At 44.5% G+C, this 24,643-nt stretch carries 30 protein-coding genes; 21 read left to right on the plus strand and 9 right to left on the minus strand.

Translation table 11 applies throughout. The annotated features are described in order from the left end of the window. Positions 1 to 28: 28 nt before the first annotated feature. From VTH8203_RS21060 to VTH8203_RS21070, 3 genes are all read left to right on the plus strand, one after another. Positions 29 to 505: a GreA/GreB family elongation factor gene (locus VTH8203_RS21060; protein ID WP_096995420.1), complete on the plus strand. Its 477-nt coding sequence runs from the start codon at positions 29 to 31 to the stop codon at positions 503 to 505. 21 nt (positions 506 to 526) lie between these two features. Next, on the plus strand, positions 527 to 1,294 hold the full coding sequence (locus tag VTH8203_RS21065) for a YggN family protein (protein ID WP_096995421.1): 768 nt from the start codon (positions 527 to 529) through the stop codon (positions 1,292 to 1,294). 251 nt (positions 1,295 to 1,545) lie between these two features. Beyond that, entirely contained in the window at positions 1,546 to 2,907 is a 1,362-nt protein-coding gene (locus VTH8203_RS21070) for a sodium-dependent transporter (RefSeq protein WP_096995566.1), read from the plus strand. Positions 2,908 to 2,979: 72 nt separating this feature from the next. Here the strand turns inward: VTH8203_RS21070 and VTH8203_RS21075 are convergent, their stop codons facing one another. From VTH8203_RS21075 to VTH8203_RS21085, 3 genes are all read right to left on the minus strand, one after another. Then, positions 2,980 to 3,171: a DUF4250 domain-containing protein gene (locus VTH8203_RS21075; RefSeq protein WP_096995422.1), complete on the minus strand. Its 192-nt coding sequence runs from the start codon at positions 3,169 to 3,171 to the stop codon at positions 2,980 to 2,982. Positions 3,172 to 3,181: 10 nt separating this feature from the next. Continuing rightward, complete coding sequence (locus tag VTH8203_RS21080; protein ID WP_096995423.1) at positions 3,182 to 3,388, minus strand: YaeP family protein; 207 nt, start codon at positions 3,386 to 3,388, stop codon at positions 3,182 to 3,184. Positions 3,389 to 3,527: 139 nt separating this feature from the next. Further along, positions 3,528 to 4,997 (minus strand): aminoacyl-histidine dipeptidase, encoded by a 1,470-nt coding sequence (locus VTH8203_RS21085; protein WP_096995424.1) that lies wholly within the window; start codon positions 4,995 to 4,997, stop codon positions 3,528 to 3,530. A gap of 892 nt (positions 4,998 to 5,889) precedes the next feature. Between VTH8203_RS21085 and VTH8203_RS21090 the strand changes: the two genes are divergently transcribed. The 6 genes from VTH8203_RS21090 to VTH8203_RS21115 all read left to right on the plus strand — a co-directional run bounded on the left by VTH8203_RS21090 (position 5,890) and on the right by VTH8203_RS21115 (position 12,078). After that, positions 5,890 to 7,182, plus strand: a complete 1,293-nt coding sequence (locus VTH8203_RS21090; protein WP_096995425.1) for an NCS2 family permease — start codon at positions 5,890 to 5,892, stop codon at positions 7,180 to 7,182. Positions 7,183 to 7,213: 31 nt separating this feature from the next. Then, complete coding sequence (gene gpt, locus VTH8203_RS21095) at positions 7,214 to 7,678, plus strand: xanthine phosphoribosyltransferase (RefSeq protein ID WP_038229262.1); 465 nt, start codon at positions 7,214 to 7,216, stop codon at positions 7,676 to 7,678. Between the two features lie 91 nt (positions 7,679 to 7,769). Next, positions 7,770 to 9,017 (plus strand): esterase FrsA, encoded by a 1,248-nt coding sequence (frsA, locus tag VTH8203_RS21100; protein ID WP_096995426.1) that lies wholly within the window; start codon positions 7,770 to 7,772, stop codon positions 9,015 to 9,017. A 129-nt stretch (positions 9,018 to 9,146) separates the two neighbouring features. Next, positions 9,147 to 9,536 (plus strand): sigma factor-binding protein Crl, encoded by a 390-nt coding sequence (gene crl, locus VTH8203_RS21105; RefSeq protein ID WP_096995427.1) that lies wholly within the window; start codon positions 9,147 to 9,149, stop codon positions 9,534 to 9,536. Positions 9,537 to 9,673: 137 nt separating this feature from the next. Continuing rightward, positions 9,674 to 10,810: a glutamate 5-kinase gene (proB, locus tag VTH8203_RS21110; protein ID WP_096995567.1), complete on the plus strand. Its 1,137-nt coding sequence runs from the start codon at positions 9,674 to 9,676 to the stop codon at positions 10,808 to 10,810. 17 nt (positions 10,811 to 10,827) lie between these two features. Next, positions 10,828 to 12,078, plus strand: a complete 1,251-nt coding sequence (locus tag VTH8203_RS21115; protein WP_096995428.1) for a glutamate-5-semialdehyde dehydrogenase — start codon at positions 10,828 to 10,830, stop codon at positions 12,076 to 12,078. Positions 12,079 to 12,171: 93 nt separating this feature from the next. On the opposite strand, the gene VTH8203_RS21120 is transcribed toward VTH8203_RS21115, so the two are convergent. Both VTH8203_RS21120 and VTH8203_RS21125 read right to left on the minus strand, forming a co-directional pair. After that, positions 12,172 to 12,624 (minus strand): YaiI/YqxD family protein, encoded by a 453-nt coding sequence (locus tag VTH8203_RS21120; protein WP_096995429.1) that lies wholly within the window; start codon positions 12,622 to 12,624, stop codon positions 12,172 to 12,174. Beyond that, positions 12,617 to 12,904 carry a hypothetical protein gene (locus VTH8203_RS21125; protein WP_096995430.1) on the minus strand — a complete coding sequence of 96 codons (288 nt, stop codon included), beginning with the start codon at positions 12,902 to 12,904 and terminating at the stop codon, positions 12,617 to 12,619. The genes VTH8203_RS21120 and VTH8203_RS21125 overlap by 8 nt, the downstream gene beginning before the upstream one ends. A gap of 786 nt (positions 12,905 to 13,690) precedes the next feature. Between VTH8203_RS21125 and VTH8203_RS21130 the strand changes: the two genes are divergently transcribed. Next, positions 13,691 to 14,269 (plus strand): GNAT family N-acetyltransferase, encoded by a 579-nt coding sequence (locus VTH8203_RS21130; protein ID WP_096995431.1) that lies wholly within the window; start codon positions 13,691 to 13,693, stop codon positions 14,267 to 14,269. Here VTH8203_RS21130 and VTH8203_RS21135 read toward each other — a convergent pair. Next, entirely contained in the window at positions 14,160 to 14,459 is a 300-nt protein-coding gene (locus tag VTH8203_RS21135; RefSeq protein WP_096995432.1) for a DUF3301 domain-containing protein, read from the minus strand. The genes VTH8203_RS21130 and VTH8203_RS21135 overlap by 110 nt on opposite strands. A 12-nt stretch (positions 14,460 to 14,471) precedes the next feature. After that, a complete protein-coding gene (locus VTH8203_RS21140; protein WP_096995433.1) occupies positions 14,472 to 15,521 on the minus strand; it encodes a DUF3549 family protein in 1,050 nt (349 codons plus the stop codon). Positions 15,522 to 15,645: 124 nt separating this feature from the next. On the opposite strand from VTH8203_RS21140, the gene VTH8203_RS21145 reads away from it, so the two are divergent. From VTH8203_RS21145 to yihG, 11 genes are all read left to right on the plus strand, one after another. Continuing rightward, a complete protein-coding gene (locus tag VTH8203_RS21145) occupies positions 15,646 to 15,942 on the plus strand; it encodes a YqcC family protein (protein ID WP_096995434.1) in 297 nt (98 codons plus the stop codon). Beyond that, entirely contained in the window at positions 15,939 to 16,724 is a 786-nt protein-coding gene (truC, locus tag VTH8203_RS21150; protein ID WP_096995435.1) for a tRNA pseudouridine(65) synthase TruC, read from the plus strand. The genes VTH8203_RS21145 and truC overlap by 4 nt, the downstream gene beginning before the upstream one ends. A gap of 70 nt (positions 16,725 to 16,794) precedes the next feature. Beyond that, positions 16,795 to 17,244, plus strand: coding sequence for a transcriptional regulator NrdR (gene nrdR, locus VTH8203_RS21155; RefSeq protein ID WP_096995436.1), 450 nt, complete (start codon positions 16,795 to 16,797; stop codon positions 17,242 to 17,244). A gap of 37 nt (positions 17,245 to 17,281) precedes the next feature. Beyond that, complete coding sequence (gene ribD, locus VTH8203_RS21160; RefSeq protein WP_096995437.1) at positions 17,282 to 18,391, plus strand: bifunctional diaminohydroxyphosphoribosylaminopyrimidine deaminase/5-amino-6-(5-phosphoribosylamino)uracil reductase RibD; 1,110 nt, start codon at positions 17,282 to 17,284, stop codon at positions 18,389 to 18,391. A 4-nt stretch (positions 18,392 to 18,395) separates the two neighbouring features. Further along, positions 18,396 to 19,049: a riboflavin synthase gene (locus VTH8203_RS21165; protein WP_096995438.1), complete on the plus strand. Its 654-nt coding sequence runs from the start codon at positions 18,396 to 18,398 to the stop codon at positions 19,047 to 19,049. Between the two features lie 48 nt (positions 19,050 to 19,097). Continuing rightward, positions 19,098 to 20,207 carry a bifunctional 3,4-dihydroxy-2-butanone-4-phosphate synthase/GTP cyclohydrolase II gene (gene ribBA, locus VTH8203_RS21170; protein ID WP_096995439.1) on the plus strand — a complete coding sequence of 370 codons (1,110 nt, stop codon included), beginning with the start codon at positions 19,098 to 19,100 and terminating at the stop codon, positions 20,205 to 20,207. 176 nt (positions 20,208 to 20,383) lie between these two features. Further along, positions 20,384 to 20,854: a 6,7-dimethyl-8-ribityllumazine synthase gene (gene ribH, locus VTH8203_RS21175; RefSeq protein WP_004415274.1), complete on the plus strand. Its 471-nt coding sequence runs from the start codon at positions 20,384 to 20,386 to the stop codon at positions 20,852 to 20,854. Next, entirely contained in the window at positions 20,854 to 21,321 is a 468-nt protein-coding gene (nusB, locus tag VTH8203_RS21180; RefSeq protein ID WP_006069876.1) for a transcription antitermination factor NusB, read from the plus strand. The genes ribH and nusB overlap by 1 nt, the downstream gene beginning before the upstream one ends. A gap of 90 nt (positions 21,322 to 21,411) precedes the next feature. After that, positions 21,412 to 22,383: a thiamine-phosphate kinase gene (gene thiL, locus VTH8203_RS21185; protein ID WP_096995440.1), complete on the plus strand. Its 972-nt coding sequence runs from the start codon at positions 21,412 to 21,414 to the stop codon at positions 22,381 to 22,383. Further along, positions 22,380 to 22,886: a phosphatidylglycerophosphatase A gene (gene pgpA / locus VTH8203_RS21190; protein ID WP_096995441.1), complete on the plus strand. Its 507-nt coding sequence runs from the start codon at positions 22,380 to 22,382 to the stop codon at positions 22,884 to 22,886. Before thiL ends, pgpA begins: the two co-directional genes overlap by 4 nt. A gap of 126 nt (positions 22,887 to 23,012) precedes the next feature. Continuing rightward, a complete protein-coding gene (yihG, locus tag VTH8203_RS21195; protein ID WP_167385854.1) occupies positions 23,013 to 23,897 on the plus strand; it encodes a 1-acylglycerol-3-phosphate O-acyltransferase, YihG family in 885 nt (294 codons plus the stop codon). A 72-nt stretch (positions 23,898 to 23,969) separates the two neighbouring features. Here yihG and VTH8203_RS24655 read toward each other — a convergent pair whose 3' ends face one another. Next, a complete protein-coding gene (locus tag VTH8203_RS24655; RefSeq protein ID WP_158296212.1) occupies positions 23,970 to 24,212 on the minus strand; it encodes a hypothetical protein in 243 nt (80 codons plus the stop codon). 105 nt (positions 24,213 to 24,317) lie between these two features. Next, the gene (locus tag VTH8203_RS21200; RefSeq protein ID WP_096995442.1) at positions 24,318 to 24,611 is read right to left on the minus strand and encodes a hypothetical protein; all 294 of its coding nucleotides are present in this window, start codon (positions 24,609 to 24,611) and stop codon (positions 24,318 to 24,320) included. Between the last annotated feature and the right edge of the window lie 32 nt (positions 24,612 to 24,643).

The raw sequence follows: 24,643 nt of genomic DNA on the forward strand, positions 1-24,643 counted from the left end.
TGTACCCCTCATTGTGTTAAGGAACCAAATGGATAAGCAAGCGCTGCTCGAAGACGTTATTACCCAACTAGAACAAAATGTTGCCGCATTAATGTCGGCAATGGAGAAAACCGTTGATGCCGCTACTAACGAAGAAACCGTGCCTGAGCATAAATATGATACTTTAGCGCTGGAGGCATCATATCTTGCTCATGGGCAGGCAGTAAGGTTAGAGCAAATAAAAAACGACATCGCATTGCTTCGTAAAACGCAGGTCAAAGCGTTTTCATCGCAAGACCGCATCAAACTCACCGCTCTAGTAGACTTAGAAGATAGCGATGGTGTGGTAAACCAGTTCTTTGTTCTCCCGTGCGCCGGTGGCGTATCTATTAAAGGGATGACAATAAAGGTCGTCACTCCACAATCGCCGTTAGGTAACGCTCTGTTAGGCCAGACGCTGGATGATGAAGTCACGGTTACCATTGGAGAGCAACCCATGCATTATGCTATCATTAACTTAATTTAAGCGTATGCTATAAGGTAATTTATGAACAAGCACAAGAACAAGATTGGATGTAGTCTGCTACTTGGCACTTTGTTAATGTCAGGTCAGGCTATGGCAATTGGCCAATGTGGTGTCGACATCAAGAATGAAGTTCATTTGGATGGCGAGCAAGTGGAAATCGTTAAGGCGTCATCCTCAAAAGTATTGATAGATGAAGACAACAATCTGTTTATCAATGGAAAACCCATTGAGTTAAATCAGCTACAAAAAGAAGCTCTAGAGAGCTACCGAGAGAACATGAATAAGTATGTTCCTAAAGCCAAAGAATTGGCAGAACATGGCCTTGAGCTGACTAACGATCTCATTGATGATGTTTCAGAGAGTTTTGACAATTCAGACGCTTTTCAAAATGTTAAACAAGCGGTTGCGGAGTTTTTTACGGACGTAGAGTCTCGGTATGAACGCAATGGTGAGTTTGTCCTCAAGTCGGAAGCATTCAGCTCTTTTATGGACAACTGGGAGCAGGATGTAGCCAAAGCGAAAGAGGTGTTTAACAAGGAGTTCTTTAGTAGTGCATTTACCGCTCTTCAAGAGAAAATGAGCGAAGAGGGTGGGTTGAATTTGACCGAGTTATCCAAGCAAATGGATGAGCTTAAGACTCGAATGTCAGATACGATGAAACAGCAATCAGACTCATTGAAGCAACAAGCAGAAGACTACTGCGATTCGTTAAATGATGTCGCCCAAGAAGAGCAAGAGCTTCAAAACAAAATACCTGAGCTGAAAGATTACCAAGTCTTTACCATCTAGCCTGCGACCGATTTGAACTACAAGAAAAGCTTCGCTAACGAATAATTAGCGAAGCTTTTCTTGTAAATGTTATCGATTTGTTCTGTTTTTGTCGTCGTTATTGATGATTGGTGCTTTTATTCTCATGTGGTGAAAAACTTACTGTCATCTCTGGGTGTTAAATTAGAGTATTTCACTAAATTAAATTGCACGAATTGGATTTTTAACATACTGTATCAGCAAACTAGTACGGTGTGATAATTTCAGTGGATATTTCTAACTCTTCTTCAGCTCCAAGGGAGCACTTTGGATCTCGACTCGGTTTTATATTAGCAGCCGCTGGTGCTGCCGTCGGTCTAGGTAACATCTGGGGCTTCCCGACTCAAGCTGCTAGTAATGGTGGCGGTGCATTTCTATTGGTTTATTTGGTGATGATATTAGTCGTCGCTTTCCCAATGTTGGTAGCCGAGATGGCTATCGGTCGTCATGGTCAGGCGAACCCAGTTGATAGTATGAAATCGCTAACGAGCAGTGCTTTGGGTAAGCGTGCCGGAGGCATTGTTGGTTGGATTGGCCTTTCTGTCCCTTGCGCAGTGTTGGCCTTTTATTCGATAGTGGGTGGCTGGTTAATTTGTTTTTTGTTTGGAGCCTTGGCTGATATTGCAGGCTTTTCCGCGCTTGCCGATTGGTTTAAGGGATTCAGCGTTGAAAGGAATGTATTTGGCACCATAGTGTTTTATCTTCTTACGATCTTGATTGTCCAAGGTGGCGTTAAACACGGTATCGAAAAATGGTCGACGAGATTAATGCCGTCGTTGTTCATTTTGTTTGCACTATTGTTTGTTTACATCATGATGCAGCAGGGAGCAATGGAAGGGCTGAAGCACTATCTGATTCCGGACTTTGAGAAAGTGTGGGATAGAAAGTTGATTCTGGCTGCGATGGGGCAGGGTTTTTTCTCTTTAACCATTGGTGGCTGCTCTATGTTGATCTATGGTTCGTATCTTTCTAAAAAAGAGAACCTGCCGAAGATGGCAATGAACGTGACGTTGGTAGACACCGCGGTCGCTTTCATTGCGGGGCTTGTTGTTATGCCAGCTATGTTTGTCGCGATGCAAAAAGGCGTACAGATCTACGCTGAAGATGGCTCGCTGCTTAGCTCGGACACTCTCGTCTTTACCGTTCTGCCATTAATGTTCGAATCGCTTGGTATGTTGGGCTTAGTGTTCTCGGTTGTGTTTTTCATCTTGTTGACAATCGCAGCACTGACCTCGTCCATTTCAATGCTGGAATGCCCTGTTGCGCTAGTAGATGAGCGTTTCAAAACGGGTCGCAAGAAAACCAGTTGGGTATTAGGTGCACTTATCGCTTTATTTAGTGTTTATATTGTCTTCAACTTTGGTGAGTTATTTGGTTTGGTCGCTATGGTTGCTACTCAGTATTTGCAACCCGTCGCTGCGCTGTTGTTCTGTGTGTTCGGTGGTTGGGTATGGAGTCGAGCCAGTAAGATAAAAGAGCTTGAACAGGGTTGTCCAGATCTTCAATTAGGATGGTTTGGTAAAATTTGGCCGTTTTACGTGAAGTTTATCTGTCCGATCCTAGTGGCAACCGTCATCTGGGCATCATTCGGTTAAGTTATCGATGCCATTAATGAACGAAAAAGCTCTGCCTAGGCAGAGCTTTTTCGTTAACCAAGGTGGAGTGGCCTAACGGAACTGCCCAGCCTCTGGTAGAAAGTCAAATCCAGCTTGCGCTAACTTATCGATTAATGCTGATTTGCTGATGTCAAAAAAGCGTGTGAGTTCATCAAGATTACCGCCAAAATCATCTCTTAGCTTCATGTTAACAATACTCATAAGCATAACGGGATCCATCGTCTCAAAGTTTGCTAAATTCATGTTTTGGTCTCTATTTATCTTCAAAGTCAGAAATCAGTAGGTTTGCAGCTGCAAACGCCGCTTTTTCACGCGCGTCTTTTGGTAATGATTCGTCCGCAGCAATGTCATTTAATGCGCGAACCGCACATGCAATGGCCTGAGGCACATAGCCCTGATCTCCGCTACCGATTTGGGCATAAATTTCTCTTACTAAATCACAACAACCGTAAACTTGCATATCAATGCTCTCTGTAAATGATAACTTGTCTCAATATACACATGGGAGCTGGAAAAAACAAAATTGCCGTTTGATATGAAACAAAAAAGCCGATGTTGTGGTTAAACATCGGCTTAATAATGGCGATTAAAACAGCAGGTTATGCTTTAGCAGGGATAGCTTCTAGCAGAGCGACCATTTGGTTCCAGAACAATTCAACGGTATCAATTTTCACTTTCTCATCTGGTGAGTGCGGAAATTTAATCGTTGGGCCGAAAGAGACCATATCCATATTAGGGTAAGGTTCTTTGAATAGACCGCATTCTAAACCCGCGTGAATGACCATGATATTTGGCTTGTGACCGTAGATGCCTTCGTACATATCGCGGAAGATTGCCATGATTTCTGATTCTGGATCTGGTTTCCAACCAGGGTAGGCTCCTGAGCATTGAATGCTTGCACCAGCAAGTTCTGCAATAGAGGCAAGCATTCCTTCAACTTGTGAACGTCCAGAATCAATGAGGGAGCGAACTAAGCAAAGCACTTCAACTTTGTCTGCTTGAGTCGTGATCACACCAACATTTAGAGAGGTTTCTACAACCCCTTCAATGTCGTCACTCATGCGAATCACGCCATTTGGGCAGGCATTGAGTGCGGCAACAAAGCGCGTTTGAGATTCAATTGTGAAGGTTTCAGCTAAATCGGCCGCGTCATTAAAGGTAACAATGTCAGTTTCAATGGCACCGAGTTCAGATTTAAGCAGTTCAGTATAAAAACTGTATAGCTCGTCAAGCTTGGCTAGGTTTGCTTCAGGAAGTGCCAGAGTGACAAAACCTTCACGAGGAATGGCATTGCGCAAACTGCCACCACGGAATTCAATCAGACGAGCATCGAGTTCCTTAGCGTGACCAGCTAAGAAGCGAGCGAGAAGTTTATTGGCATTACCACGACCAGTATGAATGTCGCAGCCAGAGTGACCACCTTTAAGGCCCTTTAAGGTGAGTTGACGGGCTACGTAACCTTCTGGTGCTGACTCACGTGTGATGTCTAACGTCAGCGCTGCATCGATACCGCCCGCACAGCCCATATAGACTTCGCCTTCTTGTTCAGAATCGGTGTTAAGTAGAATTTCACCTTCTAACCAACCAGACTCTAGGCCAAACGCGCCGGTCATTCCTGCTTCTTCATCAATAGTCAGTAACACTTCTAGTGGGCCATGCTTGATATCATTAGAAGCAAGGACGGCCAAGCATGTCGCCATACCAATACCGTTATCAGCACCCAGAGTTGTGCCTTTTGCCGTTACCCATTCACCATCGACATAAGGCTGAATCGGGTCGACAGTAAAGTCATGGTCGGTGTCTTCATTCTTTTGCGGCACCATATCGATGTGCGCTTGTAGAACGACACCTTTTTTGTTTTCCATGCCTGCGGTTGCTGGTTTCTTAATGAAGACGTTGCCAGTTGTGTCACGCTTTACGTCTAAGCCTTGCTCTTTAGCCCAGCCTACAATGTACTCAGCTAGAGCTTCTTCGTGCTTAGATGGGTGTGGGATTGAGCAGATTTTATCGAAAAATTGCCAGACAGGTGCTGGTGACAACTTACTGATTTCAGAATGGAATTCAGACACGGAACTCTCCTTTTGACGGGCTTTGCTAGATAGATGTTCCCCAGATTTCTCATATTTCGATGGGAATCTCTGGTTTTCTAGCTTATTTAAGATAAAGCAAAGGATAACATTAGTTGTAAACAGGTAGTAGTCAAACCTTGTGTCTCTTGTCGTCGTGGTAGTAAAGCTTAGTTACCATTGTTAAATAATACAGAGCTCATATCCAAGGGGGAGGTTATGTAATTTAATTACAAAATAACGTAATTAATAAGATTTAATTTTAGTTATTGTGACTTATATCGCTTTTATACTTGTAATAAAAAACCAATATGGTATTCTTTTGAACAGTTGAGAGAATCAACGATACTGCTCATGGAAAGAGCCCGATTTATCGCCTCCAAGGAACCGAGATTCAAAGCAAACTATGCATAATGATGTTTTGTTAGAAGGTGATGTTTATGAAAGGTTTAGCAAGCGCGATGTTTTGGACAACTCAAAACGTATACACAAAAGACTTCGCGTACAATGTCTACTTTGGTAGATAGTGAACGATTTATACCCCTATATTTAGAATTTTTCGTTGGTTATATACCCCAATTGATGACCAAATTATTCTACCGCCACTCAACTGAGTGGCGTTTTTTTTGTCTTTTATCTCCCCAAACTACCGTCTTAATCTCAAAAAACGTTCAAATAGTGAACGAACGGTAAATAGCCTGACTACACTGAATTCTATTGGCGATTGAGTAACTACATCAAATTGTTAGTTATTGTTACCGAATAGGTTTCATATCAACTTAAAATTATTTGGTTTAGAGTCAAAATTCTAGGTGGAATTTGCGTTTTGATAACCTTATAATTCGCGCCAATCGTTTACGCAACCGTTTACTTTTTACATTTTAGGGATTCGATTATGCTCGAAAGGCTGTTTAAACTCAGTGAACATGGCACCAATGTGCGCACTGAGATCATCGCAGGTTTAACAACCTTCCTGACGATGGCTTACATTATTTTTGTTAACCCAGCAATTCTAGCTGATGCAGGCATGGATCGCGGCGCAGTATTCGTTGCTACCTGTCTTGCGGCTGCTATTGGCTGTTTCATCATGGGCTTCGTAGCTAACTATCCAATCGCACAGGCTCCTGGTATGGGACTGAATGCGTTCTTTACCTACGCTGTTGTGCTAGGTATGGGTTACACATGGCAAGTGGCTCTAGCGGCAGTATTCTGCTCAGGTGTCTTGTTCATCCTTTTGAGTGTTTTCAAAATTCGTGAGTGGATCATTAACTCCATTCCAATGTCGCTCAGAACCGGTATTTCTGCCGGTATTGGTCTATTTTTGGCACTTATCGCGCTGAAAAACGCGGGTATTGTTGTCGATAACCCAGCAACACTGGTTTCGCTTGGTCATATCACGTCATTGCCAGCAACTCTCGCTGCAGTTGGTTTCTTCCTGACTATTGCACTTGTACACCGTGGTGTAAAAGGTGCAGTAATGATCGCTATCTTGGCGGTAACCGGTCTTGGTCTTATGTTTGGTGACGTGCAGTGGGGCGGTATCATGTCTGCTCCACCAAGCATTGCGCCTACCTTCATGCAATTAGATTTCTCAGCCGTGTTTGAGATCGGCATGATTTCAGTGGTATTTGCTTTCTTATTCGTCGACTTGTTTGACACTGCAGGTACGCTGGTTGGCGTTGCTCAAAAAGCAGATTTAATCGGCAAAGATGGCAAAATCCCACGCTTGAACAAAGCGCTTCTAGCGGATTCAACAGCGACATCAGTAGGTGCACTACTGGGTACGTCAAACACAACCTCATATGTAGAGAGTACAGCAGGTGTGGCTGCTGGCGGTCGTACAGGTCTGACTGCAGTTGTTGTTGGCATTTTGTTTGTACTTGCTTTATTCTTCTCGCCTTTGGCGGGTATGATCCCAGCTTACGCAACTGCAGGTGCTCTGTTTTACGTAGCAATTCTTATGATGTCTGGTCTAGTTGGTATCGACTGGAGAGACATTACAGAAGCTGCGCCGGTTGTTGTAACTTGCTTGCTGATGCCTTTTACATTCTCTATTGCAGAAGGTATCTCGTTAGGTTTCATTGCTTACGCGGCGATCAAAGCATTGAGTGGTAAAGGACGTGACGTTTCCCTAAGTGTATGGGTAATGTCGGCAATCTTTATCATGAAGTACATTTTGGCTGCATAACGCACGAACACGTTTTAATTAGGTTTTTACTATGGCTAACAAATTCATCATCACATGGGACAATATGCACGCATATTGCCGTCAACTTGCTGAGCGTCAAATGCCAGCAGAACAGTGGAAAGGCATTCTAGGCGTAAGCCGTGGTGGTCTGGTTCCTGCTGCAATTCTGGCTCGTGAGCTAGGTATTCGTTACGTAGATACAGTATGTATCTCTAGCTACGATCACGATCATCAGCGTGACATGACAGTGCTAAAAGCACCTGAGCATGATGGTGAAGGTTATCTAATCGTTGATGATTTAGTAGACAGTGGCGACACTGCTCGTAAGATCCGCGAGATGTACCCTAAAGCTAAATTTGTAACAGTCTGTGCGAAACCTGCGGGTGTTGAGCTTGTTGATGAATACATCGTTGACATCGCTCAGGACTGTTGGATTGAGCAACCATGGGATATGGTGCTGTCTTACGTTGAGCCAATCAACCGTAAACAAAAATAAATACATCAATCTGTATTTGCGAAAAATGACCCTTTATTGGGTCATTTTTTTTATTACTATATAGGACAAAGTTCCATTAGAAGGCGATGACATGTCTGAAGAAACCAGCAAGAATATCTCTGAGACGTTGTTCGAGAAAAACAAACAGGCAAAAGAAACCTCTCGCCTCATCAGATATATGCCGAGTAGTGAAAAGTTGCTTGAGGAGCGCAGAGCGCAAAATCCAACATCTTGGTATCGTAATTTGTTGCGCTTGCAATGGGTTTGGCAAGGTGTGGACCCTATTGAGCAAGAGCGCGTGCTAGCGACGATCGCTTCCTCTAAACATTCCAGAACAGTGGATGATTGGTTAGATACAGTCATGGGTTACCACGGTGGTAATTGGAATTATGAGTGGACCAAGCTTGGTATGCAGCATCAAAAGCGCGCCAATGATGTCACGGGGGATGATTCAGCAGAAGAGCTATTTAAAGCGTCACTGTGTTTTAGTATTGCCGGTTACCCTCATCTTAAAAATGACAACTTGGCCTTGCAGGCGCAGGTGCTAGCGAATACCGCTTACAACGAGGCGGCAAAGCGCACAAGTCACATCATAAAGCAAATTGAAGTACCGTATAAAAACAAACAAATCATAGCTAACCTTCACCTTGTCAGTACCGATAAGCCGCAACCTGTCGTCATTGTCAGTGCGGGATTGGATTCGTTGCAGACCGATATGTGGCGCCTATTCCGCGACTATCTTGCTCCGGCAGGTATCGCTATGCTAACGGTGGATATGCCATCCATCGGACACAGTTCTCATTGGACGCTAACGGAAGATACTTCCTGCTTGCACCAAGCTGTGCTTAATGAACTCCCTAAGATTCCTTGGGTGGATCACTTTAAAGTGGGCTTGTTGGGCTTCCGTTTTGGCGGTAATGCAATGGTGAGGCTGTCATTCCTTGAGCCAGGTAAAATTAAAGGCTGCGTTGCTTTAGGTGCGCCAATTCACGACATTTTAGCCAGTCCGAACAAGCTAAAAAATATGCCGAAAATGTATTTGGATATGCTGGGGTCGCGTTTAGGGAAAGATGCTATTGATATTAACAGTTTATCCGGACAACTCATGGCTTGGTCTTTGAAGGTTCAAGGCTTCTTGAGTGCTCGTCGAACCAAAGTACCGATTTTAGCCTTAAGTTTGGAAGGGGATATGGTTTCGCCACATTCCGATAATCGTTTGGTCGCCATGTTCAGTGATTACGGCAAAGCGAAGCAAATTCCAGCAAAAGGTATTACCAAAGGATATGAGCAATCACTCGAAATGGCGATCAAGTGGTTGGAGGACGAACTTTGGAGGTGACATTTGTGGTAAATTGGTTAAATATGAAATGAGCATGTAATCAAATATATGATAAAACAATAAATATCTCGGAAAATTTAACGCTATTTCAATTCAATAACTAGTTTTACTTATAAATGGAGTTTCCCCATGTCTGAAGCGGCTAAGAATCCTACGCATTATCGTTTACTCACAGCTCTAAAAGCTATTGGGCCTTATCTTAGAGAACCACTATGCAAAGAAGGCTTCTATCACTTCGATTGTCTGTCTGTCTGTGTGGACGATACTAAGTCTCCAGAAGATAGAGAGTTTTGGGGCTGGTGGTTAGATTTATGTTTAGCTGACGAGCAGTTTGAAGCCACTTATCAAATTGGCCGTTATAACCAAGATGGTGAGTGGGTGCTCGAATCGGCTCCAGAATCAGCCGCCGAAGAGATCACTCGGACACAAGAAGTTTTTCATGAAAAACTAGTTTCAGCCTTACAAGAAAAATTCGCGCTGGATGTAGCAATACATGATGATTCAGTAGAGTTTGTGTAACGTATATAAAGCCCCAATGTCTCAATTGGGGCTTTTTTTTTGCTGCTTTTCCAATCCACTCACTTTTTGCTTGTATAAATGATGTTTGATTGCTAAAACATCACTCCTTATTTAATTTTCGTGTCCAACAAACAGAGATGACAACTGATATTAATCGTCAAGCTACAGAGAAGAAAACTGTAGTGGTGAAGTTAGGAACAAGTGTTCTTACAGGTGGTTCCCTTGCGTTAAATAAAGCGCATATGGTGGAGCTCGTTAGACAATGTGCTGAGCTGAAAAAGCTTGGGCACTCTGTAGTTGTGGTATCGTCTGGTGCTATTGCGGCAGGCAGAGAACATCTTGGATACCCCGCGCTTCCCAACTCGATGGCGAGCAAACAGCTACTTGCGGCTGTAGGTCAAAGTCAGTTAATTCAAGTTTGGGAATCATTGTTTGCCATTTATGGCCTTAAAATTGGTCAAATGTTACTGACTCGCGCCGACCTAGAAGATCGTGAGCGCTTTTTGAATGCCCGTGACACCATCAACGCTTTGGTTGAGCATGACATTATTCCAGTCGTTAACGAAAATGATGCTGTCGCAACGAACGAGATAAAAGTGGGTGATAACGACAATTTATCTGCGTTAGTCGGTATTTTATGTGGCGCGGATAAATTACTACTGTTGACTGATCAACGAGGCTTATTTACGGCTGATCCACGTAAAGACCCAAATGCAGAACTGATTCGTGAAGTAACAACCATTGATGAAACCCTTCGTAAAATTGCCGGTGGCAGTGGTACGACTTTGGGCACTGGTGGTATGGCAACGAAACTTCAGGCGGCAGATATTGCACGCCGTGCTGGTATTGAAGTCATAATCGCTGCCGGCAGTGCCGAGAATGTGGTGTTTGACTCATTATCTGACCAGCCTCAAGGTACGCGTTTTCTACCGCTTCCAGAAGCACTAGAAAACCGAAAACGTTGGATTCTAGCGGGACCGGCGGCAACCGGTAACATTGTTCTTGACGCTGGCGCAGTCAACGCTGTAATAGGCAAAGGTAGCAGCTTGCTAGCAAAAGGTGTCGTTAAAGTTACAGGCCATTTCTCTCGCGGAGAAGTGGTACGTGTGACAACCAAAGACGGAGCGCTTGTTGCAAAAGGAATTTGTGGCTACTCCGATACTGATCTAGCAAAAATTGCTGGAAAACACAGTAAAGAGATCGGTGAGACTCTAGGCTACGACTATGGTGCTGAGGTTATTCACCGCGACGATATGGTTGTCATTCAAGATTAAAAATAAAGGGATAAGTTATGGATATGATTAAACTGGGCCAGAACGCTAAGCAAGCGAGCTTTGCCCTGGCGACCGCGTCTACGGCTCAAAAGAACAATGCACTACAGATCATTGCTGATGAACTAGAAGCAAGCGCTGACGTCATCTTAGCGGCAAACGCTAAAGATATTGAGCTCGGCCGTGAAGCAGGGCTAAGTGAAGCTCTTTTAGACCGTTTACTATTAAACGAGCAGCGCCTAAAAGGGATTGCAGATGATGTGCGTAATGTGATTACTTTATCTGATCCCGTGGGCAGTGAAATTGACAGCAGAGTCCTAGAGAACGGCATGAGCCTGTCTCGTCGTCGCGTACCGCTTGGTGTGGTAGGTGTGATCTACGAAGCACGCCCTAATGTGACCATTGATATTGCGGCGCTTTGCCTAAAAACAGGTAACGCAAGCATTTTGCGTGGCGGTAAAGAGACGTTCTACTCGAATATGGAGCTGGTGAAAGTCATTCAATCGGCACTGGATAAAGCTGGTTTACCTGCGGCTTCGGTCCAATATATCGAAAAACCTGACCGTGAGTTGGTATCACAGTTGCTTAAACTGGATGACTACGTCGATATGATCATTCCTCGTGGTGGCGCAGGTCTACACAAAATGTGTAAAGAAAACAGCAATATCCCAGTGATCATTGGCGGTTTTGGCATCAGTCATATTTTCGTTGACGAGTCTGCTGACCTAGTCCGTTCTTTAGATGTGGTCGAAAACGCTAAAGTTCAGCGCCCATCTGCGTGTAATGCCTTGGATACCCTACTCGTACATGAGAAGGTTGCGGCGGAGTTCTTGCCTATGCTTGCCGAACGTCTGCAAGGCAAAGTTAGCTTAGTTGCTGAGCCAAAAGCGAAGGCTATTTTAGCGGGTACTGAGGATCTAAGAAGTGCAGGTGAAGGTGATTTTGATACTGAATGGTTGAGCTTCACACTCGGTGTGAAAGTGGTCGCCGATGTAGAAGAAGCTATCCACCATATGCGTGTACACAACGCGAGCCACTCGGATGCCATTATGACTAATAGCCTAGTGAATTCAGAAAAGTTTATCAACTCGGCAGGTTCAGCGGCGGTTTATGTTAACGCATCTACGCGTTTTACCGACGGTGCGCAGTTTGGTTTAGGTGCTGAAGTTGCCGTATCGACTCAGAAGCTTCATGCTCGCGGCCCTATGGGCTTAGAAGAGCTAACGAGCTATAAGTGGGTCGGAAAAGCGGATTACTTGCCACGCGCTTGATAAATCACACAGTGATAAATGGAAGAAGTCAGAGCGATAAGCTCTGACTTTTTTGTTGGTGAAGCCCGGAGCGATTATTTTGCTTAGCGACGGCTATCGAGTTGCTTTGGCTAAAAAGCGGTCCAGGTTGTTGGCAAACTCGCGTCTTTCTGTTTGTCCTAACGGTGCAGGCCCACCAGTTTGCACACCGCTAGAGCGCATGGTATCCATAAAATCGCGAATATTGAGTCGCGCTTTAATTGTCTCTTTCGTGTACATTTCACCACGCGGACTAAGTGCTAGGGCATGCTTAGTGATCACTTCGTCTGCAAGTGGAATATCTGAAGTGATGACCAAGTCACCTTCGCCAACACGTTTAACAATTTCGTTATCGGCAATGTCAAATCCAGATGGCACAGTTAGAGAGTGTATATTCTCGCGTCTTGGGACTGGAACGGTATGATTTGCTACGAATGTACAAGTTAACCCTGTGCGCTCTGCCGCCCTACAGATGGTTTCACGAATTACCTTTGGACACGCATCCGCATCCACCCAAATTTTAACCATTGCTCTGCTCCAACTTAGCCAGTCTTGTCATCAGTAATGAGACTTGTTGTTCAAGTTCTTTCACTCTGAGCTCTAACGGTTGCACTTCAGGCTCTGCTGCTACTTCGACTTTTGGAACATGTTGGCTGCTTTTCCACGATTTGATCACAGTAATAAGTGCTGGCATAGGGACTTTGGTCTTCAAACGCGCTTTTACCAACGCAACGGTAGGCTCCTTGCCTTCTGCATGCAATGAGTTTAACGCGGCTTCAATCTCTGCTGAGACATCTTTCGTTAGCATGATTTTTTCCAGTCAATAAGGGATAGCCAAATAGTACCTTATTGATTAAGAGCTGGGTATAGAAAAGCATAAAGTGATGTTTGTCACACTTTGATTTTGACGTCTTTATCAGTCGTCGAGCTAAAATGGAAAACCCGTGTGCGAGATCTCTCACAGCATCTGTGAGATAAAGAGAAAAAATCGCGAGAAATTTGGAAGTGATTTGTTTTAAGTTATTGTAAATAATGGTTTTTAACCAGATTGAAACAATTAAATTCAGAAAAAATTGAGTTTTCTGCATTGCTCAAAAACGGCAATCGCGTAAATTAGAACCTGTCGGAAGGATGCTGACACGGAACAGGAAAGACATAGGAAGGTCATCTTCAGGAAGAAGATTTGGTTACCAAGGGAAACGTAACCAGCAAGGAAGTTAGGATAGCGCGGGATGCGAACAATCATCAGGAAGATGATTTTAAAGGAAAAGGATACACTCAGGAGAGTGAAGGAACCCCATCAGGATGATGGTCAAGGACACCGCTCAAGGAACAAGTGAAGCGAGCTGACTGGGATGGTTAGCGTCATTGGATGAGATGGACACCGCTAGGACGGCGACGAATGGATATAGCTGAAGGATTCAGCCACTATTACGGATGATGCATGGAGCATTTTTTAGTAGCCGGACTGCTGCGAGTAAGACTATAGCTCCAATACGCAAGTGTTGGGGCTTTTCTTATATCTGAGATCAATAAATCTCATGCAATCACTTGTTATAGTCTGCACGCGAAATCAAAGGAATGTAATAACGTTATGACGATCGCTACGCTACGGACAGTATTAATCCCCTATACCGACCATCTTGAGTCGGATTTTCTTATGCTTAACGTGTGTGCCAAGAATCGAAAGCATATGAATGGCCCTCACACATTGGCAAAAGCACGCACTATTTTTCAATCGATATTAAGCGACCCTGATATTTATGCCATGGCGGTATTGGATATTAGAACTCGAGACTATCTTGGCCATATTTTTGTTAATAGGCACGCGAGCAGTGAGGGTGAATTGGGGTATATCTTTGATAAACAGTATTGGAATAAAGGTATTGCCACGGAAGTGTTGCGCGCGTTTATTCCTGATGTAGTGGCTAGCTTAGGGTTAAGTAAGTTGACTGCAAATGTCGACACTGACCATGAGCCTTCCATTAGATTGCTTCAGAAACTTGGCTTTGAGCAAATAGGCCATGCCAAAGATGAACACGGCCGCTATTTGATCTTTCAATCTATATTCGGTGAGGTGGCAGGTGAAAATTCAGAACATGAAAGCCTTTCATCAACAGCTTTCCTTGATAGTAATCATCGCCTAGGGCTGAAAACTCAAATTCATAAATAGTATGCCAACCCCATCTGCCGTTGGCATCTCTCAATCTATGTGAGCCGAACGACACACTGAGCATCTGCAGGTCAAGTTCCTTACATCGCCGACTCACTGCAACTTTCGCAATTTCGCCTTGACGTCTTTGTTGCCAGAACAAAAAACAAAATAGGCTTAATGCCAAGATCATTAGTAAATGATCGATCACCCTTGGTTCTCCTTAGTGCATTCGACCCTGTGTGGCACTTTGCTGCAAAGCAACTAACGCCTGTGCCAGTTCAGGGGAAGGGCTAGAGTGTAGTAGTGGTAACAGTACTAATCGTAAACTTGGCATCATAACCAAATCAGCGAACAGCTGGTTGAACAGAGTTTGGTTTCCTGTTTGCGCCAGTCTAATCAGAAATTGCTCCGCCAATGCTGGTGTGGTTAACGGTAACCAAGAACGGCCAGCAATGGCGATTAGGATTTCTTGATGGCTGAGTGTTGGACTTGCCAAAATAGTCGAAATCAGCGACTCAAGTTGTTCTGGTTTACCGCCTGATAAGGCGCGGACATACGCTGAGAGGAGAAACAGATCAGCGTGTTGTGTCTCTAATTCTCTTTGCGCTAATTCAAACAACGTATCAGAAACTTTAGCTGGAAGGCTGATATGCTCTAATGCTCCTAACAGTGCATATCTTGGCTCGTTAGCAATATGACGTAAACTGGTTCTTACCAGACGATTATTGTCGTCAGTATTGAGACGCGCGGCGATGTCTGTAATTCCCTGTAGACCAACCGTTTGCCAATTATCCCAACCCAATTTCCCCGCAAAATACTCCTGCGCATGTGTGTAGTATTGACTAGTGGGTAATGCTAACTCAGCGCGAAGTAAACTATGAAAAACGGCAAGTTTGTCGTCTTTGGGTTTGAAAGTAAACGGGTTGTTGGCGAGCTTTTGTTGCTGCTCCTCACTCATTTCTTTACTCAAACGAGTGCCCATGGCTTCCATGACAAACTTCAGAAATTGACCCACATCCGCTTGGCTAAGGAGGCCGCGTTCATCGAGATTAAACTTCAGAAACCATATCCAAGGCTGTTTCTCCGCATTCCAATAAGCAATCGCAAACTGAGCCTGTCTTTGAATCGGATAGGGGTACGGTTGGCTTGCTTGTTCAACGTTGGCAAATTGTTCATTGTCGATGCGTTGAACTCGTCGAGAAATATCATAAATATGATACTCGCAGCCGCTGTTTACCAGAAGGTCCGACAAAGTATGAATGGTATCCATGGAGTAATTCCTAGTACGGTTTGGGTATAGAACAATAGATGGTATTCTATCGCGAATTTTCAAGTCATTGGTTGCCAATTTCATCGAATGATGAGACCAAATCCTAACGAACGGCCTATTTACCATGAAGTTATTGCTTGTAGAGCTAAGAGAATTGCTTAAAAAACATGCACTGTGGCAAGCCCACGCGCCAACAGCGAGTGCAATGAGCAGTGAACAACCTTTTTCTGTCGATACCTTGGAGCCCCATGAGTGGCTACAGTGGGTATTTATTCAGCGTATTGAATCTATGATAGAACTAGGGCAACCTTTGCCAAAAGGGTTTGAGATAGCTCCTTACTTCGAAGAAGTCTGGAAGCTGAGTCCGGAGTATCAAGAAATTATCCTAGTATTGAAAAAAATGGATGGCAGTGCGAAATGACTGATATCGTAGCTTTACCTGCCGTCGAACCACTCGAGATCGTTTATCAAGATCAATATTTAGTCGCGGTAAATAAGCCAGCAGGCATGCTTGTGCATCGTTCGTGGCTAGATAAAAACGAAACGCGTTTTGTCATGCAAACATTACGTGACCAAATTGGTCAGCACGTGTTCCCTCTGCATCGCTTAGACCGTCCAACGTCTGGTGTGTTGTTATTTGCTTTGTCGAGTGAAGTAGCTTCACAGACAATGCCGATGTTTGCTGAGCACAACATTGAAAAAACCTATCACGCCATCGTTCGTGGTTGGATTAATGAAGGCGACGTTCTCGATTACCCTCTGAAAGTAGAACTCGACAAGATCGCGGATAAATTTGCGTCGCAAGACAAAGAAGCGCAGCCTGCTGTCACGGCTTATCAGCCACTGGCGTCGGTAGAAGTGCCTTATTCAACGGGACGATTTCCAACTAGCCGTTATTGCTTAGTCGAAATGAAGCCAAAAACAGGACGAAAGCACCAACTCCGTCGACATATGCACCATTTAAGTCATCCAATTATCGGTGACACCAGCCATGGTGATGGGAGGCATAACCGTTTGTTTCGTGAACATTTTGATTCATATCGCTTGTTGTTGCACGCTTCAAAGCTGGAGTTTGTTCACCCAATCACAGAGCAGAACATTACCATTTCTGCCAAGTTTGATACGGTTTGGCAAAACCTTATTGATACGTTTGAATGGCAACAGTGTGAGGCCATTCAGCAATACCAAAGAGAACGGGTTTAACTGTTCAAAATAGTGGATTTCTTAATAGGTGAATTTTCGCTAAACTGGGAAATCAACCACAGGAGGTGTTATGCATTGTCCCTTTTGCACTGAAAATGATACAAAGGTTATCGACTCAAGGTTGGTAGCAGATGGCCATCAGGTGCGCCGTCGCCGTCAATGTTTGGCATGTAGTGAGCGTTTCACCACTTTTGAAACGGCGGAACTGGTGATGCCAAAGGTCATTAAGTCCAATGGTAACCGAGAGCCTTTTAACAAAGATAAAATGGTTGGTGGCATTCAGCGTGCTCTAGAAAAGCGTCCGGTAAGTGAAGACGCTATTGAACTCGCCATCAGTCATATCGAATCACAACTTCGAGCGACTGGAGAGCGTGAAGTACCGAGTGAAATGATTGGTAACCTTGTGATGAATCAACTAAAAGAGTTAGATAAGGTTGCTTATATTCGCTTTGCCTCCGTTTATCGAAGTTTCGAAGATATTCGAGAGTTTGGAGAAGAAATCGCTCGTCTTGAAAACTGACCGATGCTGATTCATCTAGCCATAGATATGGAAAGTTATGAGCCAATTTAGCGCTATTGATTATCAAATGATGAGCCGTGCCATTGAGCTCGCGAAAAGGGGACGCTTTACCACTGCGCCCAACCCTAATGTAGGCTGCGTTATTACTGTCAATAATGAGGTCGTGGGAGAAGGCTATCATAAGAAAGCCGGTGAACCTCATGCGGAAGTGCATGCCTTGAGAATGGCAGCCGAGCGAGCCAAGGGCGCCACCGCCTATGTCACCCTTGAGCCTTGCTCACACTATGGACGAACGCCTCCATGTGCAGAAGGACTGATCAAAGCCGGGGTGTCTAAAGTCATTTGTGCCATGTCTGATCCTAATCCACAAGTCGCCGGGCGTGGTTTCAATATGCTTCGCGAAGCAGGTATTGAGGTATCAGTTGGCCTTCTGGAACAAGATGCACGCGCTCTGAATCCTGGTTTTCTGAAGAAAATGGAAACGGGGATGCCATTTGTCCAACTTAAAATGGCCGCCAGTCTTGATGGGCAAACAGCGTTATCCAATGGCGTAAGTCAGTGGATCACCGGCCCTGAAGCGCGTCAAGATGTGCAAGCATATCGAGCTCAATCAGGGGCCATTCTGTCAACAAGCAAAACAGTGGTCGAAGACAACGCCTCTTTGAATGTGCGTTGGGGTGAGTTACCCAGTTATGTGACGGATGTGATTGAACCTGCACAGTTGCGCCAACCTACTCGCGTGATTTTAGATAGACAACATGTCCTATCAAGTGACCTGAAGTTGTTTCACTCTGAGGGCGAGATTACTCGAGTCGCGCAGGCGGGGGGGGATCTTAACGTGGCAACGAATTCAGCGAATCAACTGGATTTGGCCGAAACCTTGCAACGCCTTGCTAAAGAACAACAAATCAATCATATCTGGGTAGAGGCGGGGGCGACGTTAGCAGGTTCCTTGATTCAGCAACAGCTTGTGGATGAGCTGATTGTCTATTTAGCCCCTAAGCTTATGGGGGCCGATGGGCGAGGACTTATCGGGGCACTTGGATTGACAAAGATGCAAGATGTCATCGAACTCGACATACAAGATATTCGTTTGGTGGGATGCGACATTCGTATCGTTGCCATACCAAAACTAAAACAGAAGTAGAACAATGTTTACAGGAATAATTGAAGCGGTCGGCACATTAAAAGGTATCACTCCAAAAGGGGAAGATATCAGCATTCATGTCGAAGTGGGCAAACTGGACATGAGTGACGTAAAACTAGGGGATAGTATTGCGACTAATGGTGTCTGTCTTACGGTGACGAGCTTTACAACCAACAGTTATCATGCCGACCTGTCCGTTGAGACGCTTAAGAAAACGGGGTTTGCCCATTACAGTGTTGGCGACAAAGTAAACCTAGAAAAAGCAATGCTGCCAACGACACGATTTGGTGGCCACATTGTATCAGGACACGTGGATGGTGTTGGTGAAATTGTGGACCGACAACAAGTGGGTCGCGCTATCGAATTTTGGGTGCAAATGCCGTCTGAGCTGAGCAAATATGTGGCGGAAAAAGGTTCAATTACCGTGGATGGTATCAGCCTGACCGTAAACGATGTACGCAAAGATGCGTTTAAGCTGACCATTGTGCCTCATACATCAGAAGAAACGACCATCGACAACTTTCATGTTGGCCGAAAAATTAATTTAGAAGTGGATGTCCTAGCACGCTATATGGAAAGATTATTGCAATCGAAGACCAGCAGCGAGCCTGAGTCTCGAATCACCATGGACTTCCTACAACAAAATGGCTTCGCTTAACATTTAATGCAAAGCTAGATGCCCAACGAACCAAAATAGGAATGTGAAATGCCGATTAGTACGCCGCAAGAAATCATTGAAGACATTCGCCTTGGGAAAATGGTTATCCTAATGGACGATGAAGACCGTGAGAATGAAGGTGACCTTATTATGGCCGCTGAACATATCACACCAGAAGCCATCAACTTTATGGCCACTCATGGTCGAGGGTTGATCTGCCTGACTATGACCAAAAGCCGTTGTGAAACACTTGGCCTTCCCCCTATGGTTCAAGACAATAACGCTCAATACACTACCAACTTCACCGTGTCTATTGAGGCGGCAGAAGGTGTAACTACTGGTATCTCAGCTGCAGACCGAGCTCGTACGGTTCAAGCTGCGGTCGCAAAAGACGCAAAAGCAGCAGATTTAGTGCAGCCAGGGCATATTTTTCCGCTGGCGGCGCAAGATGGCGGAGTGCTTACCCGAGCCGGGCATACCGAAGCTGGCTGTGATCTGGCAAAACTCGCAGGCTTAGAGCCAGCTTCCGTGATTGTTGAGATCCTGAATGACGATGGCACGATGTCGCGTCGCCCTGATCTAGAAGTCTTCGCGGAAAAGCACAATATTAAGTTGGGTACCATTGCTGATCTCATCGAGTATCGTAACAACAATGAGACCACTATTGAGCGTGTTGCTGCGTGTCACTTACCCACTGAATTTGGTGATTTTGAATTGGTGACTTATCGCGATACCATCGATAATCAAATTCACTATGCGATGTGCGCGGGTGATTTAACGGCTAGTACTCCGCTAGTTCGGGTCCATTTGCAAGATACCTTTACCGATATCTTACGCTCGAACCGAAACTCAGATCGTAGTTGGACTCTGGACAAGGCAATGAAGCGCATTGGACAAGACGGTGGGGTATTGGTGATTCTCGGTAATGAAGAAAGTACCGATTTCATCGTCCATAAGATCAAGGTCTTTGAGCAACAAGATAATGGCTCAGCACCGACGATGGCTAAAAAGCAGGGCACTTCTCGTCGAGTAGGCGTGGGGTCGCAGATTCTTGCGGATTTGGGTGTGCACGAAATGAAACTCTTGTCTTCTGCAGATAAAAAGTATCACGCATTGGGTGGGTTTGGTTTGAGTGTTACCGAATACATTACTGAGTAATATATCCAAGCCTTTGCTTATGATACGCAAAGGCTTTTTCTTTTTCGTCGCGCCGTAACCAGTATCGAGTATTGTCAAAGCAGTGTTTGACTAAAGTTAGCGGTGGATATTAATAATTGAGTTGTGCTAGAATCCGGCGATTCTCGCGCGATGAACATAGTTTATAAGGAAAGCATATGAAAGTTATCGAGGGTGGCTTCCCAGCACCGAACGCAAAGATTGCTATTGTAATTTCTCGTTTCAATAGTTTTATCAATGAAAGTCTATTATCTGGTGCTATCGATACTTTAAAACGTCACGGCCAAGTAAGTGAAGACAACATCACTGTTGTTCGCTGCCCTGGTGCGGTAGAGCTACCGTTGGTGGCTCAGCGAGTTGCTAAAACAGGTAAGTTTGATGCAATCGTGTCTTTGGGTACAGTAATTCGTGGCGGTACACCACATTTCGACTATGTTTGTAGTGAGTGTAATAAAGGTCTTGCGCAAGTGTCTCTGGAATATAGCCTACCAGTAGCATTTGGTGTATTGACTGTTGATACTATCGATCAAGCAATTGAGCGTGCCGGAACCAAGGCTGGTAATAAAGGTGCAGAGGCTGCACTAAGCGCGCTTGAAATGATCAACGTTCTTTCTGAAATCGATTCCTAATGGGGGCCAGTGTGAAACCAGCCGCACGTCGTAATGCACGTCAATTTGCTCTGCAAGCAATTTATTCTTGGCAAATTACTAAAGAAAATGTTGCCACTGTTGAAGAACAGTTCTTATCAGGTGGTAAGTATGATGAAGAAGAGCATCATGCTGCTGAGCCTGCGTTGACTGCGCCAGAGACTGACGTTGTATATTTCCGTGATTTGCTCACGGGTGTCGCGTTGAATCACACGGAATTAGACAGCAAGTTACGTCCGTTCGTTTCTCGTCCAATGCAAGATCTAGACATGATGGAGCTTGCGCTTCTTCGTCTAGCTATGTACGAAATGACGAGCCGCGAAGACGTACCTTACAAAGTGGTTATCAACGAAGCTATTGAGCTTGCGAAAGTATTCGCAGCAGAAGACAGCCACAAGTTCGTTAATGGTGTTCTAGATAAAGCAGCACCTCACGTTCGCAAAAAGTAACGATTAACGTTTGTCTATTCGTAAAAAGGTCAGCAAATTGCTGGCCTTTTTTATATACTCTTCTCACCTTTCCAGCACAAAGCCTACAAGATGTCCGGTGAATTTAGTTTAATCGACAAGTACTTCGCGCATAAACAGCAGCAACGCAAAGACGTGGTTTTAGCGCAAGGTGATGATTGCGCCATTGTCGCGCCTCCAGCTGACAGTCACATTGCCATTAGCACCGATACTTTAGTATCGGGGACGCACTTTCTTTCAGATGCCGATCCAGCATGGATAGCTCACAAAGCACTGGCCTCAAACATTAGCGATTTGGCTGCAATGGGCGCTTCGCCTGCTTGGGTTTCGATGGGTATTTCATTGCCTGAAGTTAATGAACCTTGGTTAGAACGATTCTGTTCGGCTTTTTTTTCCCTTGCTGATTACTACGGTATACAGCTTATTGGTGGTGATACCACTAAGGGGCCACTAACCATTACTTTGACTGTGCAAGGTACAATACCCCATGGTAAGGCGTTAACTCGAGGTGGCGCAAATTCCGGAGATTGGATTTATGTCACCGGTTTCCTTGGAGATGCTAAGGCCGGCCTTGATGTGATATTGGAAAATAATATCAGTGCAGATAAAGCGTTTAATCACGAATTAGAAAAACGCCATTTCAAGTCAACGCCAAGAGTACTTGCGGGAATTGCGCTACGAGATATCGCATCGGCTGCTATTGATATCTCTGATGGACTCATTTCCGATCTTGGGCATATATTAAAACGTTCCAATGTTGGGGCTCGCATTGATGTGGATTTACTGCCCATCTCTTCGGAATTGATGCAATTTGTTAATTCTTTGGATATTGCCAAGCAATATGCCCTGACCAGTGGAGAAGAGTATGAGCTCTGTTTTACGGTACCAGAGGCCAATAGAGGGCAGCTGGAGACCGCGTTATCAAACACGCCGTTTACCTGCATAGGACAAATAACAGGGACTGGCAATCTTGATCTACATTCTAATGACCAACCACTTGACTGGCAGTTAGGTGGATATGACCACTTTAAGGTGAGCCAATGAGTAACCCTCTCGACTTAATCTCTTTGAAAAACCCATGGCATTTACTTGCAACTGGCTTCGGCAGCGGTCTATCTCCGGTGATTCCCGGAACCATGGGTACTCTGGCAGCGATTCCGTTATATCTACTTTTAGCGCAACTTCCTTTGAGCATGTATTTGGTTGCGGTTTTATTGTCTTGCCTTATTGGGATAAAAATCTGCCAAGTAACCTCTGATGATATGGGTGTTCACGACCATGGCTCCATCGTATGGGATGAATTCGCTGGATTTTGGATCACTATGGCGATAGTGCCAGCACTTAAATTACCGGTGGATGATTGGAAGTGGCTACTAACAGGTTTTGTACTATTTCGTTTTTTCGATATGGTGAAACCATGGCCAATCGGTTGGCTCGACAAGCGCGTGCATGGTGGCTTAGGCATCATGATCGACGATATTGTCGCTGGTGTGATGGCAGGTGTCTGTCTTTACCTGGTCGGACAACTGGCAGGGTGGGTTCAGTAACTCATTGTTATTATTAGATAAATAAAGCGTGCCTTCTCAAGGGCACGTTTGAATGACAAAGCTTTACTATACGTTTTTCACAAAGTTGTTATCATTGCGTCCTCTATTATTTATGTAACAACTGGTATGCTTAGCAATCTGCGTCTCTTCATCAACTCTTTTCTTGTCATGGCGAATACGGCCGTCACAGCATTCGTGGTTTGTACATTCTCTGTTATTAAGGTAGTGCTGCCACTAAAATTCGTTCAGACGTTGATGACAAGCTTATCTAATAAGCAGATGTGGCTTTGGGCAACGATTAATTTATGGTTGCTTAACCTAAACAATAAAATTGAATGGGACGTTGAGGGCGGAGACGAGTTAACGCCAGACCAATGGTATATGTTGTTGTCTAACCATCTAAGTTGGGCTGACATTGTGATCATTACCTCTGTGATGAAAAACAGAATGCCGATGTGCAAATTCCTACTCAAGCAAAGTTTACTGTATGTGCCGTTTGTCGGCCTTGCGTGCTGGGGCCTAGATATGCCATTTATGAAGCGCCACTCACAAGCCTATTTGGTTAAGCATCCAGAACGACGCAATGATGACTTTAATGCGATTCGTAAAGCATGCAAAAAGTTTGAGCATGTTCCGACCACAATGATCAGTTTCGTTGAAGGTACGCGTTATAGCGAAGAAAAGTTGGCGACAGTGAAGACGCCATATCGTCACTTACTTAAGCCGAAAACGGGCGGCGTCGCATTTACGTTAAACGCCATGAATCATTTGCTAGATGGTGTCGTTGACATTACGTTGGCTTATCCGGAGAACCGAGAAGACCCATTTAATGATTTATTGAAAGGTAAGTTAACGAAAGTGGTGGTCAAAATTGATGTTTATCAGATGGATGAAAATCTCAATGGTGACTATTTCAATGATAAAGTCTTCAAACGTCGCTTTCACAATTGGCTTAACGATGTTTGGAAGCGTAAAGATGAAAAATTGGAAGCCATCTACTCGCAGAGCTAAATGCAAGAATATAAAAAGGGTCTACCAGTGGTAGACCCTTTTTATATCAATATATTAGTTTTTCAATGCAAGTTACCCAACTGGCAATCTCGGAATGACTCTACAGCATCGTTCTGTCTCGTTGATTAGCACAGAAACGGCATGTGTATGATAATTGTCTCCGCTCTTCCAAACGGTTTCTCCGAATATCTGACACAACTCAAAATCAGAAATAGTTCCCTTCATTTCTTTGTAGGCGACAGCAGAGATGATTTTCTGTTCCAGTGATTCAGGACAGGATTCAACTCGCCAACGACTCACTTGAATATTCGGCAAAGCACACTCCTTGTGGCCATATTTTCGTCATCGCAACCACAGTAACATTATGAATTTGTGGGATCAAGCCAAGACAAAAAATAATGGTGGATGGTGCTGTTTTGCTTATACCGGCTTTTGTGCGCTTGCTTGATTTCGCTTCAGGGCTACGTGGTGAAATAAAGAATGAATCATGGGAGACAGCCATAGAGCCGAAATCAATATGGCATGGTCGGCACAAAGCTCAACAAGAGCAGCGCCGGCCGCGTTGTCTGTTCCTAAACATCTTGGCAGTACAAAAGTGAGTAAGACATAAGTGAAAGCGGCATAGAGTCCCATCTGCCACCATGGCTCTTTGCTTTGTTGATGCTGGCTAGCATGGCTGTTGAATTGGTCAAAACGTGGTTGATTTCCCTTCATCGTGGATAGACATCCTAATTGTCCGTTACGTG

Origin of the sequence: Vibrio thalassae, from assembly GCF_900089835.1 — a bacterium.
Lineage (GTDB): Bacteria > Pseudomonadota > Gammaproteobacteria > Enterobacterales > Vibrionaceae > Vibrio > Vibrio thalassae.

What these genes read in the sequence shown, in the direction of transcription:
- ribBA (WP_096995439.1), top strand. Translation starts at nt 19,098, where the DNA reads ATGCCGATTAGTACGCCGCAAGAAATCATTGAAGACATTCGCCTTGGG.
- VTH8203_RS21130 (WP_096995431.1), top strand. Translation starts at nt 13,691, where the DNA reads ATGACGATCGCTACGCTACGGACAGTATTAATCCCCTATACCGACCAT.
- VTH8203_RS21115 (WP_096995428.1), top strand. Translation starts at nt 10,828, where the DNA reads ATGGATATGATTAAACTGGGCCAGAACGCTAAGCAAGCGAGCTTTGCC.
- ribH (WP_004415274.1), top strand. Translation starts at nt 20,384, where the DNA reads ATGAAAGTTATCGAGGGTGGCTTCCCAGCACCGAACGCAAAGATTGCT.
- VTH8203_RS21145 (WP_096995434.1), top strand. Translation starts at nt 15,646, where the DNA reads ATGAAGTTATTGCTTGTAGAGCTAAGAGAATTGCTTAAAAAACATGCA.
- VTH8203_RS21080 (WP_096995423.1), bottom strand. Translation starts at nt 3,388, where the DNA reads ATGCAAGTTTACGGTTGTTGTGATTTAGTAAGAGAAATTTATGCCCAA.
- VTH8203_RS21140 (WP_096995433.1), bottom strand. Translation starts at nt 15,521, where the DNA reads ATGGATACCATTCATACTTTGTCGGACCTTCTGGTAAACAGCGGCTGC.
- VTH8203_RS21075 (WP_096995422.1), bottom strand. Translation starts at nt 3,171, where the DNA reads ATGAATTTAGCAAACTTTGAGACGATGGATCCCGTTATGCTTATGAGT.
- VTH8203_RS21125 (WP_096995430.1), bottom strand. Translation starts at nt 12,904, where the DNA reads ATGCTAACGAAAGATGTCTCAGCAGAGATTGAAGCCGCGTTAAACTCA.
- VTH8203_RS21165 (WP_096995438.1), top strand. Translation starts at nt 18,396, where the DNA reads ATGTTTACAGGAATAATTGAAGCGGTCGGCACATTAAAAGGTATCACT.
- frsA (WP_096995426.1), top strand. Translation starts at nt 7,770, where the DNA reads ATGTCTGAAGAAACCAGCAAGAATATCTCTGAGACGTTGTTCGAGAAA.
- proB (WP_096995567.1), top strand. Translation starts at nt 9,674, where the DNA reads ATGACAACTGATATTAATCGTCAAGCTACAGAGAAGAAAACTGTAGTG.
- VTH8203_RS21120 (WP_096995429.1), bottom strand. Translation starts at nt 12,624, where the DNA reads ATGGTTAAAATTTGGGTGGATGCGGATGCGTGTCCAAAGGTAATTCGT.
- gpt (WP_038229262.1), top strand. Translation starts at nt 7,214, where the DNA reads ATGGCTAACAAATTCATCATCACATGGGACAATATGCACGCATATTGC.
- crl (WP_096995427.1), top strand. Translation starts at nt 9,147, where the DNA reads ATGTCTGAAGCGGCTAAGAATCCTACGCATTATCGTTTACTCACAGCT.
- VTH8203_RS21060 (WP_096995420.1), top strand. Translation starts at nt 29, where the DNA reads ATGGATAAGCAAGCGCTGCTCGAAGACGTTATTACCCAACTAGAACAA.
- nrdR (WP_096995436.1), top strand. Translation starts at nt 16,795, where the DNA reads ATGCATTGTCCCTTTTGCACTGAAAATGATACAAAGGTTATCGACTCA.
- VTH8203_RS21200 (WP_096995442.1), bottom strand. Translation starts at nt 24,611, where the DNA reads ATGAAGGGAAATCAACCACGTTTTGACCAATTCAACAGCCATGCTAGC.
- VTH8203_RS21090 (WP_096995425.1), top strand. Translation starts at nt 5,890, where the DNA reads ATGCTCGAAAGGCTGTTTAAACTCAGTGAACATGGCACCAATGTGCGC.
- yihG (WP_167385854.1), top strand. Translation starts at nt 23,013, where the DNA reads ATGCTTAGCAATCTGCGTCTCTTCATCAACTCTTTTCTTGTCATGGCG.
- VTH8203_RS21065 (WP_096995421.1), top strand. Translation starts at nt 527, where the DNA reads ATGAACAAGCACAAGAACAAGATTGGATGTAGTCTGCTACTTGGCACT.
- thiL (WP_096995440.1), top strand. Translation starts at nt 21,412, where the DNA reads ATGTCCGGTGAATTTAGTTTAATCGACAAGTACTTCGCGCATAAACAG.
- nusB (WP_006069876.1), top strand. Translation starts at nt 20,854, where the DNA reads ATGGGGGCCAGTGTGAAACCAGCCGCACGTCGTAATGCACGTCAATTT.
- ribD (WP_096995437.1), top strand. Translation starts at nt 17,282, where the DNA reads ATGAGCCAATTTAGCGCTATTGATTATCAAATGATGAGCCGTGCCATT.
- truC (WP_096995435.1), top strand. Translation starts at nt 15,939, where the DNA reads ATGACTGATATCGTAGCTTTACCTGCCGTCGAACCACTCGAGATCGTT.
- pgpA (WP_096995441.1), top strand. Translation starts at nt 22,380, where the DNA reads ATGAGTAACCCTCTCGACTTAATCTCTTTGAAAAACCCATGGCATTTA.